The sequence below is a fragment of the Pseudoalteromonas sp. Ps84H-4 genome, assembly GCF_024124645.1.
GTDB lineage: Bacteria > Pseudomonadota > Gammaproteobacteria > Enterobacterales > Alteromonadaceae > Pseudoalteromonas > Pseudoalteromonas lipolytica_C.
Genome location: NZ_JAMXSK010000012.1, coordinates 1 through 15361, shown reverse-complemented (window position 1 = coordinate 15361; position 15361 = coordinate 1). Strand labels below are relative to the sequence as shown.

Here is a 15361-nt window from a genome sequence, read left to right as displayed (position 1 = left end):
GGGAGAACTAAATTGTTCGAGTTGCAATGCTCGGTGAGATATTCGCCGCCCGTTTTGCAGGTGCAAGTACCGCTAATAAACTCATAACGAACACTGCCAGCGCTGTAGCAAGCACGTAGCTAATATCAAGCTGAGCTATTGAAAAGTGCTGCATGAGCAACTGGCCTAAATACACGGCAGCAATCACACCAATCACTAAACCAACAACACATATCATGGCGTTTTCAACTAAGAAGTAGCTGATGATGGCTGACTTTCTGGCACCTAAAGCGCGGCGAGTGCCTATTTGCTTAGTACGCTTGCTAATATTGAACAGCGTTAGGCCGAAAATACCTAGGGCTGTCACCAACACTAAAATAGTAATTAGTACAATCAGCATGCGCATCATTAATGTATCTTCAGCCATGTATGACTCTTTATCGTCATCTAAGCCACGAATGCGAGAGATAACGCGTTTGTTGTAGTTTTTTAGCATGGCTTCTTCAACACGGTTCATGACTGATTGACGTTGACCTGGCTCTGTTCTAACTACAAAGCGTGCATTTGTTCCAGGCTTAATAAAAGGCAGCAGTGCTACGTTATCTGGACGGCTGTCTTTAAGCCATGGGCCTTTCATTAGATCAATAACACCAATTATTTTCATTGGAATGTCACCAAAGTAGACTGTTTGGCCTAAACCATTGCCGTCAGGGAACAGCTCATCGAGTAGGGTTTTAGTGACAACGGTTACTTTTGAAAGCTCATCATAGTTATCGGTAACGATCACTTCGTCTTCAGTGTAGTTACGCCCAGCAATGAGTTTAACGCCATAGGTATTAATGCCATGCTCATCGATAAACATGTAAGAAGTACGGGCTGATTTACTCTCTTCAGGTGCTGGTTTTAAGCTAAAATCTGACGAAGAACCACTGCCCGAAAGCGGTGTGTTACTCGAATAAGCAGCATCAACTACCCCAGGTATTTGACGAAGCATGGCTTCATCAAGCTCATATTGCTGAGACGGAGACACATCTTTGCCAAACATCATGACATTAAAAACGAAAATGTCTTGTTCAGGGTAGCCTGTTTCTTGGCTTAAATAGCTAATCCTGTCTTGAATAATAAACGCCGCATTACTAACAATTGCAGTGGTGATGGCAATTTGGATCAGCAATAAAATAGCGCCAACTTTTGAGCGGCATAAGGCGTGAAAGATAGGTTTGATTTCTAACATGGTGTCTTCCTTATTGGCTCTTAAGGTAAATTGCTGGGTTGGTTTTACACACCAGCCAAGCAGGGTACAGACCCGCTATAACACAGGTGCTAATTGCAATCACAGGTGCGCTGAGTAACATGCTCAAGTCCATTGTGGCTAAGCTTTGGTAGTAGCTATAGCTTTGACGTACGCCTAATAACCCCACTTGCGCCAAAATAATTCCGAAGATGCCACCTAAGAAACCTAACATGGCTACCTCAACAATATGTTGAAAGAATATTTGGCGTTTACTGGCACCTAATGCACGGCGTACACCGACCTCAGGAGCGCGACGTAAAAATTTCGCAAGTAACAAGCCTAAGATGTTGGCAAGGCATACCGCTAAAAACATAAAGCTTAGGCCAACCAGAATTTCGTTGTCTTCGCTGACAACATTGTTGTACTTCATCCACTCATTTACATCACGTAGGGTGGCGGTTAATTTTTCACGGTTAAAACGACCTAGCTTCTGTTGTTCTTGCATATAGGCCATTAAAAAGTCTTGGTAAGCTTGCTTTTCTGCAGGTGTTTTTAGTTCAACCCAAAACTGTAACCACACCATTTCTGAATTGAGCTTGTCATTAAAGGTATTGGTTTTTTCGTGCTTCCAACCATTGGTATTACCCCAGTTTTCAAGCTGGCGTGCTTTCATTAGGCTAAATGGTAAAAACAGTTGTTCGGTTTTATTAAATGCACCGTTATTCAAGTCATAGTATTTAGTAGTGATATCCCAATCATCAATCACGCCAATGACTTCGTAACTAGCATCATCGAGGTACACCATTTTGCCTACGGGGTTTTCACCTGCGAATAGTTTGTCGTTTAATTCTTTATTGATAACCACGACAGGTGCTGCATCGGCTTCTTGTTGCGCGCTCCAAACCCCACCATAAATAAACGATAGGTTAAACATATCGAAAAAATCAGGGGTGGTTAGACGGGCTTGACCAATAAAAGGTTTAACTTTATCTGAGTCTAAATAAACCGAAAAACCCGTTCTAACCATAGTGACACGTTTGCCACCAGCTTTGGCCTGGTTAAGATTAACCGCATCTTGATAGGTTAATTGCAGTGGCATGTTATCGACTGTCCACCACGTACGGCCTTCATCCATGGTTTGTAACTGCACAGAATAAAGATCGCTACTTTTTTCAGGAATAGGGTCTGCCGACATCATGTGATACACAGATAAACTTGTCATGGTTACGCCAATACCAATGGCAATAGCCAGCACCATTAAAAAGCTTACTAGTGGCGTGCGCTTAAAGCTGCGCCAGCTTAAATCTAAATAATGAAGGAACATGGTTACACTCCAGCCGCTTTAAGGTTTTGGGTGCCTTGATACAAAGTGAAGTCTGCGAGTTGGCCATCAACAACTTGGATATTACGAGGTGCTCTGCGGGCAAGCTCTGGATCATGGGTTACCATGATGATGGTTGCGCCATCACGGTTGATTTGCTCAAGCAGCTCCATTACCTGACGCGCCATTAGGCTATCTAAATTACCAGTTGGCTCATCGGCGAGTAAAAAGCGTGGTTCACCTGCAAGGGCTCTTGCAATGGCCACACGTTGCTGTTGACCACCAGAAAGTTGTTGCGGTAAGTGTTTAGCGCGTGAGGCTAAACCAACTTGCTCAAGGCATTGTTCAATTCGGCGTTTACGCTCAGCAGCTTTGATACCGCGATAACGCAGTGGTACTTCAATATTTTCATACAAGTTCAAATCTGGAATAAGGTTGAAGCCTTGGAAAATAAAACCAATTTTTTGATTACGGAGATCTGCGCGCTGGTTGTCATTTAATTTACCCACATCAATACCGTCTAGCATGTATTGGCCTTCGCTAAACGGCTCCAACATACCGGCAATGTTTAAAAAGGTGGTTTTACCTGAGCCACTCGGACCCGTTACGGCAATAAATTCACCTTCTTCTACTTGTAGGTTGAAGTCGCGAAGGGCGTGCGTTTGTACCATATCTGTTTGATATACTTTGCTGATGTTGTTCATTGTAAGCATGTTGATTATTCCTTTTATTTGTTAGCGTAAAACCAGTGTGGGTGCTTTTTTAAAGCGATCGTAATTCGAGATAATTAACTTATCGCCAGGCTCTACGCCTTCGATAATCTCGACAGCATTGATACTGCTTGCACCGGTTTTTATATCGATTAAATAAGCCATGTCACCGTCAACTTTATAAGCATGGGTGCCACCTTGTTGTAAGAATGCGCCGCGTTTTACCTGCAATACATTGTCGCGATTCTCTAATAAAATACGTGCGGTTAAGCGTTGGTTTTGGCGAATGCCAGAAATCTCATTGTCAAAGCGTACGCGGGTAGTGACCTCGCGATTATTCACTTCAGGCGAAATAGCCGATAGGGTGCCTGTTACATGACGTGCGCCTAAAGTAAGTTCTACTTGCATACCAAGACCTAGCTCGTTGGCGTAGCTTTCTGGTACTTGCAGTTCTGCTTCAAAGTTACTTAAATCGACCAATGTCATTAACGGTTGGCTTTGTGTTACCGCCTCTTTTTGTTGCACTAATAAGTTACCCACAATGCCGCTTACGCTGGCTGTAATGGTGAGTTCATTTACTTGCCTTAGTAAGTCATCAACAATCAATTGCTGACGCGCCAGATCGCGCTCTGCTGCTTTTAGCTCAAATGCGAGGGTATCTTTAGCTAAGCTGACTTCTTGCTCAGCATGCTTATAAGAAAGCTTGGCACGAGCTAAATCATCAACGGCTTTTTCTAAATCTATTTGGCTGATTAAATGTTTCTCGATAGAGATTTTAGCGCGACGGTTTTCTCTATCTGCGGCATTTAGTTCTACCTGAGCTAAATCGAGTGCTTTGGTAAGGCTCAGCTTTTGCCTGCGCGCTTCAAGTTGCTTGCGTTGTAATTCGCCTTCTAATCGCGCTAATACTGATTGTTGTTGTTTTAATTCGTTGGTTAGCTCAGGGCTGGTAACGGTTGCAATCACTTCATTTACTTCAACGCTATCACCGGCTTTTACTTTTAAATCGACAAAACCACGTTCAGGGCTATAAACCTTTGGCGCATTAGCTGCAACGATTTTACCGCTCGCTGCCACATCTCTGGTGAGCGTCTTTTGGCTCACTTCACTAATTTGTAGGCTTGCTGCATCAACCGAAATGCTGCCATCGTTACTGGCAAACAAAGCTTGAAAGCCAAGCGCACCAACAAGTATTAGACCCGCTGCTAACATAAGTGGTTTTTTTATAGTGTTTTTCTTAGCCACGGTAATATCTTGGGCGCTGGTATCCTTAATCATCATAACTCCTTACGATTCTCAAAACACACAATCATGAAGCCAACGGCAAGCATGGTAAGTGGAGAAGCCATAAACAAACTGATAGTGAACATTTTGAAATCCTCAATTTCGCTGATGTCTTATCTATACTAGTAGCGTGCCAAAATTTAATGTATTGATTTTTAATGCATTTTATTTTGTTTAATGAGTTACTGCCTGTCCGCGGACAGAAAAAGTGTCCGCAGCGGACACTTTTAAATTGCTGTTTGTTGACGCATAGGTAAAGAAACTCAGTCATTGCGACTAAGGTAGTCTGCTCAGATACATAGTTTGTAACTATGCTAAAGCCAAGAGTAAATAATGATGCAACTGTGCTAGGTGAGACCCCATAAAAAGCTGCATTGATATTCATAAGTTGAATAATTATTCATTTGTTGGTGCAGTTTACGTTAACGTAAAGGTGCGGGTTTTTAGATTGGTTTTTTACAAGTTGTTAAATTTGACACCAGTGTCATAAAAAAATAACGGTAAAAATACGTCTAAATGTAAAGAAATTGCTTAGTATTTAATATGTGCCTCCAAGTGAGAAATATTCAAGAATATGAATATGTATTCAAATCTCTATTGACTCATGGAACAATTGGCGATAGTTTTGTTCGTCTGCTAGCACTGTCGCAAAAGACTGAATCGCTAGTCGTTGTAGCAAGGGGAGGGGTCTATGTTATATGACTCAAAATTAGAAAAAGATAATTGTGGCTTTGGCTTAATAGCCCAGGTCAATGGTCAAGCGAGTCATCGCTTGATTCGAACAGCAATCACGGGCTTAGATCGCATGGAACACCGAGGCGGTATTTCTGCAGATGGCAAAACCGGTGATGGCTGTGGTTTATTAATGCAAAAACCCGATAGTTTCTTTCGTGCTATTGCCAGCGAACATGATTGGCATTTAGGTAAGAACTACGCAGTCGGCATGGTATTTTTAAATGCTGATCCTGTACTTGCACAAACAGCTAAAGATGTGCTGAGTGAAGAACTTGAAAAAGAAACCTTGAGTATTCAGGGGTGGCGTGTAGTGCCAACAGATTCATCATGTTTAGGGCCAATTGCAAAAAAACAACTACCGGGCTTTGAACAAATTTTTGTGAGCGCACCAGAAGGCTGGCGTCCAAAAGATTTAGAGCGTCGCTTGTATGTAGCTCGTCGTCGTGCAGAAAAGCGCCTCGAAAACGATGAACATTTTTATATTGCCAGCTTATCTGGTTTAGTTACCGTCTATAAAGGCTTAATGATGCCTGTAGACTTACCTAACTTTTATTTAGATTTAGCTGACATTCGCATGACCAGTGCGATTTGTGTATTCCACCAACGTTTCTCTACTAATACACAACCTCGTTGGCCATTAGCGCAACCATTCCGCTATTTAGCGCATAATGGTGAAATTAATACTATTCAAGGTAACCGCCAGTGGGCTCGTGCCCGTGCGTACAAGTTTGCCTCACCACTTATTCCTGATTTGCAATCAGCAGCGCCTTTTGTGAATGAAAGCGGCTCTGACTCTTCAAGCTTAGATAATATGCTTGAGTTGTTCTTAGCGGGTGGTATGGATTTATTCCGTGCTATGCGTATGCTTGTGCCACCAGCATGGCAAAAGAACCGTGCCATGGATGATGACTTACGTGCATTTTATGACTTCAACTCAATGCACATGGAACCATGGGATGGCCCGGCAGGTATTGTAATGTCTGACGGTCGTTTTGCAGCCTGTAACCTTGACCGTAATGGCTTGCGTCCAGCTCGCTATGTAATCACTCAAGATGGTTTCATTACCCTTGCCTCAGAAGTAGGTATTTGGGACTACGCACCAGACGAAGTGGTTGAGAAAGGCCGTGTTGGCCCTGGTGAGCTATTAGTTATTGATACTCATCAAGGGAAGATTTGGCATTCAGATGAGATTGACCAAGACCTTAAATCACGCCATCCATATAAAGCATGGCTAGAAGCAAACGTTAAGCGTTTAACACCGTTTGAGCAACTCTCAGAGAAAGATGCGGGCAACCGTTCATTTGATGATGAAACTCTGCTTAAGTACCAAAAAATGTTTGGTTACACCAACGAAGAACTTGATAGCGTTATTCGTGTAATGGGCGAAAATGGTCAAGAAGCAACAGGCTCAATGGGTGATGACACGCCATTTGCGGTACTTTCAGAAGGTCATCGTTCACTGTTCGATTACTTCAGACAAAAATTCGCGCAAGTAACCAATCCACCGATTGATCCACTTCGTGAAAATCACGTTATGTCTTTAGCTACTTGTATTGGTAGTGAGCAAAACGTATTTAATGAAACAACAGGCCATGCTAAGCGTTTACAGTTTGATACGCCAATTTTGATGTATGCAGACATGCAACAGCTTATCAATGCTGACGATGAGCATTACAGCTATTGTAAAATTGATATTACTTACACCAAAGAAGAAGGTTTAGAGAAAGCGATCACCCGTATCTGTGATGAAGCGCAAGCAAAAGCAGCGTCGGGCTGTGTCATGCTTATTCTAAGTGACCGTAACTTTAGTGAAACGCACTTGCCTATCCCGGCTGCAATGGCGGTAGGGTCTGTTCAAAAACGTTTAGTTGATAACAACTTACGCTGTGAATCAAATATCATTATTGAATCGGGCAGTGTCCGTGATGCACACCAATTTGCTGTATTACTAGGCTTTGGTGCAACAGCAATTTATCCGTATCTTGCGTATGAATCGTTAGTTGCGATGACTGACAAAAAGATCTTAAACAAGAGCTACTGTGAAGTAACCCTTGCTTATCGTAATGCGATAAATAAAGGTCTATATAAAATCATGTCGAAAATGGGCATTAGTACTGTTGCTTCGTATCGCTGTTCGATGTTATTTGAGGCCGTAGGTTTATCAGATGCAGTTGTAGAAACCTGTTTTAATGGCGTGGCAAGTCGCATCAAAGGGGCTTGTTTTACTGACTTTGATGATGACCAACGCAAACTACATAAGTTGGCTTTTAGTAAACGTAAATTATTAAGCCACGGCGGCTTATTAAAATATGTTCATGGTGGTGAATACCATGCCTATAACCCAGACGTTATCCAAACACTGCAAAAAGCTGTGCGTTCTGGGGAATATAGCGACTATGTAGCCTACGCTGATTTAGTAAATAACCGCCCGATCACCAATTTACGTGACATGTTGGCAGTGAAAATACCTGAAGCTGGGGTGAATATCGATGACGTTGAGCCGGCAACTGAGCTCTACAAGCGTTTTGACTCAGCAGCAATGAGTATTGGTGCGTTATCGCCAGAGGCTCATGAAGCGCTCGCGATTGCAATGAACCGTTTAGGTGGTTGTTCAAACTCAGGCGAAGGTGGTGAAGACAAACTTCGCTACGGCACAGAGAAAAACTCGCGTATTAAGCAAGTTGCATCTGGCCGCTTTGGCGTAACACCGCACTACTTACGTAGCGCTGATGTAATTCAGATTAAAGTGGCGCAAGGTGCAAAACCAGGTGAGGGTGGTCAATTACCGGGTGAAAAAGTAACGCCGTATATTGCAAAATTACGTTACTCAGTGCCAGGTGTGACTTTGATTTCGCCTCCACCGCATCACGATATTTACTCGATTGAAGATTTAGCCCAGCTTATTTTCGATTTAAAACAAGTAAACCCAGATGCACTGATTTCGGTGAAACTTGTTTCTGAGCCGGGTGTAGGTACTATCGCAACTGGCGTAGCAAAAGCGTATGCCGATTTAATCACCATTGCTGGTTATGACGGTGGTACAGGTGCAAGCCCACTTACTTCTGTTAAGTATGCAGGAAGTCCTTGGGAGCTTGGTCTTGCTGAAACCCAGCAAGCGCTAGTAGAAAATGGTTTACGTCATCGTATTCGTCTACAAACTGATGGTGGCCTTAAAACGGGTTTAGATATCATCAAGGCGGCTATTTTAGGTGCTGAAAGCTTTGGCTTTGGTACTGGCCCTATGGTGGCACTTGGTTGTAAGTATCTGCGTATTTGTCACTTAAACAACTGTGCGACCGGTGTTGCAACGCAAGACGATACGCTTCGTCAAAAGCATTATCATGGTCTGCCAGAAATGGCGATGAACTACTTTAAGTTTATTGCCGAAGAAGCGCGCCAAATAATGGCAAGCTTAGGGGTTACTCGATTAACCGATTTAATTGGTCGTTTGGACCTGCTTGAAGCTATTGAAGGCAAAACAGAGAAGCAAAAGAAAGTAGATCTGTCGTCTGTGATTGCTGTGCCTAACAACCCTACGGGTGAAACCTTGTATTGTAGTGCGCCAAATAGCTCGCATTATTTAGGTCAGCTAAATGAAACCTTGCTTGAAAAAGCAAAACAAGCGATTGATGAAAAATCGGGCACCTCATTGGTAAGTCGTATTTGTAATACTGACCGCTCAGTGGGTGCGATGTTATCGGGCTATATTGCCTCTAAACATGGTAACCAAGGTATGGCTGCTGATCCTGTCTCTATTGAGCTTCATGGTACAGCGGGTCAATCATTTGGTGTATGGAATGCTGGTGGCCTTGAAATGACATTAGTAGGCGATGCGAATGACTATGTTGGTAAGGGGATGGCTGGCGGTAAGCTGGTAATTCGTCCACCGCTGGGTTCATCGTTCGAAAGCCACAAAGCGACTATTGCCGGTAATACCTGTTTATATGGTGCTACAGGCGGCAAATTATTTGCGGCAGGTTGTGCTGGTGAGCGTTTTGCAGTTCGTAACTCTGGTGTTCAAGCGGTTGTAGAAGGTGTTGGTGACAACGGCTGTGAATATATGACCGGTGGTGTGGTTTGCGTACTTGGCAAAGTAGGTATCAACTTTGGTGCAGGTATGACAGGTGGTTTTGCTTATATTCTTGATGAAGGCAATGACTTTGAAAAACGCATTAACCCTGAGCTTGTTGAAATTGTCACACTCGAAGGGTTGGCATCACACCAAGAACATTTACGCGGCCTAATTGCTGAGCATTTAGAGCTTACAGGCTCAAACCGCGCTGAGCAGATTTTAGCTAACTTTGATTTATACATTCCAATGTTTAAATTAGTTAAGCCAAAATCTAGTGATGTAAAAAGTTTACTCGGACACCGAGCGCGCAGCAGCGCAGAGCTTCGTGTTCAGGCTCAGTAAGGGGGTAGTATGAGCGAAAATGTATACCAGTTTATCGATGTACAACGTGTTGATCCGCGTAAAAAGCCAATTTCAGCACGTAAACAATCTTTCGTAGAAATCTACGAGCCATTTTCTGAGACACAAGTTAACTCACAGGCGGATCGCTGTTTAGATTGTGGTAATCCGTACTGTGAATGGAAATGCCCAGTACATAACTATATTCCACAATGGTTAAAGCTCATTCGTACTGGCCGTATTTTAGAAGCGGCAGAGCTGTCTCACCGTACAAATAGCTTACCAGAGGTGTGTGGACGAGTTTGTCCACAAGACCGTTTGTGTGAAGGCTCATGTACACTTGAAGAGGAATTCGGTGCTGTTACTATCGGTAATATCGAAAAGTACATCACAGATACAGCCTTTAAGATGGGCTGGAAACCAGATATGTCGTATGTGGTTTGGTCTGACAAAAAAGTAGCAATTATTGGTGCAGGCCCGGCAGGCCTGGGCTGTGCGGATATTTTAGTACGTAACGGTGTAAAACCTGTGGTGTTTGACCGTCATCCAGAAATTGGCGGACTTCTTACGTTTGGTATTCCTTCATTCAAGCTTGAAAAAGAAGTGATGCAAAAGCGTCGTGAAATTTTTACTGAAATGGGTGTCGAGTTTAAGTTAAACACTGAGGTTGGCGTAGATGTTACCCTTGATGAAATACTCGCTGAATATGATGCCGTGTTTTTAGGTGTTGGTACGTATCAAAGTATGCGTGCAGGACTTGAGAATGAAGACGCTGATGGTGTGTTTGATGCACTACCATTCCTAATTGGTAATACCAACCGTGTTATGGGCTATGCCGAAGACAAACAAGCTTATATCGATATGGCTAACGAAAAAGTCGTCGTGTTAGGCGGTGGTGATACAGCAATGGACTGTGTAAGAACCTCTATTCGCCAAGGTGCTACAAAAGTAACTTGTGCTTATCGTCGTGACGAAGAAAACATGCCAGGCTCAAAACGTGAAGTTAAAAATGCCCGTGAAGAGGGTGTTGAATTTACCTTTAACGTTCAACCTAAAGGTATTGTGGTTGACGAACAAGGCAAAGTTGCAGGCGTAAAAATGGTTAAAACTCAGTTGGGTGAACCAGATGAGAATGGCCGTCGTCGTGCCGAAGAAGTGGCCGGTTCTGAACATGTTATTGAAGCAACTAAAGTGCTAATGGCATTTGGTTTTAAACCTCATAAAATGGATTGGTTGGAGCCGTATGGCGTTGAAATTAACCATTGGGGTGGCATTAATGCTCCTGAGCAAGGAGAATTTACTCACCAAACAACGAACCCTAAAATCTTTGCGGGTGGTGATATAGTTCGCGGTTCAGATTTAGTTGTTACAGCTATTTTCGAAGGCCGAAATGCAGCTGAAGGTATAATGGAATATCTTGGCGTATAACTACTTAACTTAATGTACGATTTTGAAAGCAAGCCGATGGCTTGCTTTTTTTATGCTTAATCAAAGCAAAATCATCACCTCAACTAACATTTGATTTGTTGAGAGTAATCCCCGATAAAGAAAATGAAAAATCAGAACCAGCAACGTATAATTGCTCAGTAAAAATGGTTGGATTCTAATTTGTCTTCACAGTTTAGTGCTAGCTCCATATTTGCTCCACATTGTTACGCTTTAATGTTCCAAAGAAGTTTGGATCCAGTATGGACATTTGATGCTAACAACATGGAAAAAAAGAAAATGTTTTGCGAACACATTAATCATGAGCAACTAAACTGTTTTCAACCAAGTTCAAAATCTGAAAATGATTTACTTAATGAGGTTATGAAAAGTGAAGATCTGCACGATATTCTGACTATGGTTTTATTAGACGAAACCTTATCAGACGCGTTTAAAGCGATGGTTAGGAAGCAATTAAAAATAATAAAAAATATGAAACGGAAATAAAAATGTCGCAGATATTAGTCGTTGAAGACGACTTAGATATTGCAGAACAAGTGCTGTTGTTCTTCAATGCATCTGGCTTTACTACTCATCACATTACTGATGGCAGCGCCGTAGTGTCGTGGGTCAAAGAGAATAATCCAGATGCAATAATTCTAGATGTTATGTTACCTAATTTAGATGGCGTGGAGTGCATGAAGCAGATCCGCGCTTTTTCTATGGTACCCATTATTATGGTAACCGCTAAAGTTGAAGAGGCTGATAGGTTAAAAGGGTTAGAGCATGGTGCTGATGATTATGTGTGTAAACCTTTTAGTGGCGCAGAGCTTGTCATGCGTGTTAAGGCTATTTTAAGACGATGTACACTAATATCCCAGCAGCCAACTGAGATGCCTGCTACTATTTGTCTAAACGAAGATGCCTTAGAAGTTGAAATTCAAGGTGTATCGCTCGGTTTAACTAAGGTCGAATTTGACGTGTTTAAGCTTTTATATAAAGCACCAAAACGTGTTTTCTCAAGGCAGCAGATACTTGATCATATTCAACCTAATAACTTTGACATTACCGATCGTGTTATCGATAGCCATATCAAAAACATCCGCAAAAAACTTAAGAATTTAAAGTTCTCTCCTAAGATAGTCGCTTCTGTTTACGGCGCAGGCTATCGTTATGATGAACGTCAAATCAATTGATTTGGCGTTCATCGCTTTCACACCTTATTGCAAACGGTACGTTCACCTTTTCTAACAGAATGGCTAAATACATACACTGATAACTCTCTGGATTGAATATCCTGCCAAATTTGTTTACTAGGAAGTGGGCATAATGCGTAATGTAAATATTGGCTTAGCGCCTCACCTTCAAGAGCAATTGGAGTTGGCGTTTGTACATACACTTGAATTGCATTAGTTGAATATTTAATCTTGTTTAAACGCCAATGACCTAATAAAAACTGTTTTGCAAAAAACTGTGATATACGCTGTTTTGCAGATTCAGACAGTGGAGGGGACGTTACTGGCTTTTCATAGCTTACATAATAAAGCCCAGCACTTAATAGCAAGCTAGCGATAGCAGCACTGAAAGGAAGATGAGACTTTTTGGTTTTTTTAACTTTGTTTTGACGATGTTTACGCTCAACAGACTTAGCCCATTGAGCATGCTTTAATGACTCTGACATGGTTCCATTCCACAGTAGTTTATAGTGCTATTTAAGCAATAAAATGTGGTGAAAAAATGGAGAAGAAAGCGCTTATTTATTACTTAAAGGCAGTAAAATCCTGATACATAAACCACCTGACTTACCCGGTAATGCGCTAATATTACCAGACATTAGTTCTACAAAACTTTGACAGATCGAAAGCCCTAAACCAGAACCTCCTAATGCACGGCTACGAGACTCTTCAACACGATATAAACGGTCGAATAATTTGCCTATATGCGCTTTTCCTACCCCAGGAGAGGTATCATCAACTTGAATAAACAACTCTTGGTTGTTTGCTCTTACTTTAAGGCGAACATGGCCAGGGCTGTCTGTGTATAGGCAGGCATTAGTAAAAATATTGTTGAGAATTTGGTCAAGCTTTTGCTTATCTACGGTGATTTCAACTCCTTCAGCAATAACAATGTCAGCTAAAAATGTGAGTTGATGGCTGCAAACATAGCGGCGCATGTCTTGCTCATATTCAGTAAAAATATGTGCTGCATTATATTGTTGAAGATTTAATGTAAGAGTTTTGTTTTCAGCTTGAGATAACTGATATACATCGGATATCAAGTTATTTAGCTGTGCTATCTTGCCATTAATTTTGCTGTAGGCTAGGTCACGGTTTTCTTGAATATCGAGTTCCAGCGCTTCGATATGCAGTTTTAATACACTCAGTGGTGTGCGTAATTCATGGGATATATCTGCAAGCATTTTGTCTTTTTCAATCAAGCTATATTGATATAGCTTTGCTTTAAATAGAGCTTTTCGATGCTTAAAGTAATACAGCACTAAGGCAAGCGTACTGAACAATAAAACAATGCCGGCTGATAACAGCCATATCTGTTTTTCTAATCGCTGATTATTCATTTGAGCTGTAGCGAGTTTGTTTTTTTGTATCTCATCATCAATGCGCTGCTGTTGCTCGATTGCGGTTAATTGTTTTTTGTTCTTTTCAACAGCTTGATTTAAATGCTCTTCAAACAACGACTCGGCAAGTGTGTTTTTAAGTTTTAGCTGCTCAGCTGCTAGTTTGTAATCACCGATAAGTTCAGCATAAATCGCGGTATAACCGTGCTGTTTTTGATTCAATAAGCGGTTATCAATATCAGCGAGTAGTTCTTTTGTGTTACTTAAATAAAGGTTAATCAATATAGGGTTTTTTAGTGCTAGATGTAGTTCGATTAAATTAAAGTAAGAGTAAATTTTGCTTAATGTCGAGCCAGACTTAAGCGCAGCATTTAACCCTGATTCAGCACTACTGAGCGCCATATGTTGGTTGTCTATTTTTAAATACAATTGCATTAGCGTATGTTTCGCGGTAGCCATATTCTCATAGGCGTTGACGTCGGCTAAACGGGTATAGGCGTTATTTAATAAGGGGAGCGCCTGCTCTAAGTCACCTCGTTTATACACTAACTTGGCAAGTTGTAAGCTGGTGTCTGCAATATTCATTTGGTTTTTGGTTTTAATATCAAACTCAAGCGCTTTTTTATAGAAGTACTCAGATTGAGAAAGGTCATCAAGTCTTTGAGCAAGGTTTGCTAAGTTATAAAAGTTAGTGGCAACCAGTTCATAATTATCGCTGTTTTCTAACAAGCCCTGTGCTTTTACTTGATGGTGCATTGATTGTTCAAGATCATTAAGTGTGTCGTATAGCGAACCTAAATTGCTATGGCTTTGTGCTTGTAGATTTTTGTCTTCAAGTTCGTTTGCAAGCGCTAAGGCTGCCATGTAGTGCTTCTTTGCTTCAATTGTTTTTACTTGGCGGCGGTAGTTGATCCCCAACTCTTTTTGGATCTGGTATTGATCCTCTTTACTCAAATTAGCAATTTTTTGTAATGGCAGTAACAGTTCAATCGCCTCGTTGTAATGACCTTTTTTACGTAAAAGTGGCGCTTGAGCCATGGCAACATCATAGGTTGATGAAGTGCTATTATGATCTTTGTATTGCTCAAGAATTGTGAGGGCTTCACTGATTTTTCCTTGGTTTTCAAGGTCAGTGACTTGATTTAATAGAGAACTTGGCAGTGTGGTTGCTACACTCGCGCATGACAAAAAATAAATAGCGATAAGTAAAGAGTATTTCATTAGAGGTTAGAATGGGCTAAATGTGTACGCATACTAACGAGAAAATGTGTAGAAATTATGGAGTTATTAGTTAACGTTTTTCGCTATTTTATATTGTTTAGTGAAAAAGGATTGCTAATAATCTGTTTAAACCTTACATGTTATTATTTTTCACCTTTTTGTCTCATTATCAAAAATTTCTGATTGTTTTCAGATATCTGAAGCCTAAAATCAAGCTGAATATAATTTATACACAATTGGCATAATAATAAATAATTTATTTATCATTTTTGCTAGTAATAAAGTTTTGATTAATTCTCAGGCGAAAATACAATGAAAAAATCTATTTTATCTATATTGCCCGAATTCAGATAATAAGTGCACCACTCATGGTTAAACGGTGAGAAGAGATCAACTGCCTGTTGGTGGTACTCTATCGTCGCCAAACAAACAGAAGCATTTACCATGAGTTACAAGCAGTTGATCG

General features: G+C 41.3%; 10 protein-coding genes. 4 read left to right on the top strand and 6 right to left on the bottom strand.

Features of this window, described 5'->3' with window-relative positions:
* Positions 1 to 7 precede the first annotated feature (7 nt).
* The 4 genes from NH454_RS11720 to NH454_RS11705 are packed head-to-tail and all read right to left on the bottom strand — an operon-like array spanning position 8 to position 4522.
* A complete protein-coding gene (locus NH454_RS11720) occupies positions 8 to 1213 on the bottom strand; it encodes an FtsX-like permease family protein (protein ID WP_235383194.1) in 1206 nt (401 codons plus the stop codon).
* Positions 1214 to 1223: 10 nt separating this feature from the next.
* Entirely contained in the window at positions 1224 to 2537 is a 1314-nt protein-coding gene (locus tag NH454_RS11715) for an ABC transporter permease (RefSeq protein WP_062564569.1), read from the bottom strand.
* A gap of 2 nt (positions 2538 to 2539) precedes the next feature.
* The gene (locus tag NH454_RS11710; RefSeq protein ID WP_054551528.1) at positions 2540 to 3247 is read right to left on the bottom strand and encodes an ABC transporter ATP-binding protein; all 708 of its coding nucleotides are present in this window, start codon (positions 3245 to 3247) and stop codon (positions 2540 to 2542) included.
* A gap of 21 nt (positions 3248 to 3268) precedes the next feature.
* Positions 3269 to 4522 carry an efflux RND transporter periplasmic adaptor subunit gene (locus tag NH454_RS11705; RefSeq protein WP_235383204.1) on the bottom strand — a complete coding sequence of 418 codons (1254 nt, stop codon included), beginning with the start codon at positions 4520 to 4522 and terminating at the stop codon, positions 3269 to 3271.
* Positions 4523 to 5219: 697 nt separating this feature from the next.
* On the opposite strand from NH454_RS11705, the gene gltB reads away from it, so the two are divergent.
* The 4 genes from gltB to NH454_RS11685 all read left to right on the top strand — a co-directional run bounded on the left by gltB (position 5220) and on the right by NH454_RS11685 (position 12295).
* The gene (gltB, locus tag NH454_RS11700; protein WP_235383195.1) at positions 5220 to 9677 is read left to right on the top strand and encodes a glutamate synthase large subunit; all 4458 of its coding nucleotides are present in this window, start codon (positions 5220 to 5222) and stop codon (positions 9675 to 9677) included.
* A 9-nt stretch (positions 9678 to 9686) separates the two neighbouring features.
* A complete protein-coding gene (locus tag NH454_RS11695; RefSeq protein WP_135924238.1) occupies positions 9687 to 11102 on the top strand; it encodes an FAD-dependent oxidoreductase in 1416 nt (471 codons plus the stop codon).
* Positions 11103 to 11282: 180 nt separating this feature from the next.
* A complete protein-coding gene (locus NH454_RS11690) occupies positions 11283 to 11606 on the top strand; it encodes a hypothetical protein (RefSeq protein ID WP_253039170.1) in 324 nt (107 codons plus the stop codon).
* 2 nt (positions 11607 to 11608) lie between these two features.
* On the top strand, positions 11609 to 12295 hold the full coding sequence (locus NH454_RS11685; RefSeq protein ID WP_235383197.1) for a response regulator: 687 nt from the start codon (positions 11609 to 11611) through the stop codon (positions 12293 to 12295).
* Between the two features lie 17 nt (positions 12296 to 12312).
* On the opposite strand, the gene NH454_RS11680 is transcribed toward NH454_RS11685, so the two are convergent.
* Both NH454_RS11680 and NH454_RS11675 read right to left on the bottom strand, forming a co-directional pair.
* Positions 12313 to 12780, bottom strand: a complete 468-nt coding sequence (locus NH454_RS11680; protein ID WP_235383198.1) for a hypothetical protein — start codon at positions 12778 to 12780, stop codon at positions 12313 to 12315.
* Between the two features lie 72 nt (positions 12781 to 12852).
* Positions 12853 to 14895: an ATP-binding protein gene (locus NH454_RS11675; RefSeq protein ID WP_253039169.1), complete on the bottom strand. Its 2043-nt coding sequence runs from the start codon at positions 14893 to 14895 to the stop codon at positions 12853 to 12855.
* Between the last annotated feature and the right edge of the window lie 466 nt (positions 14896 to 15361).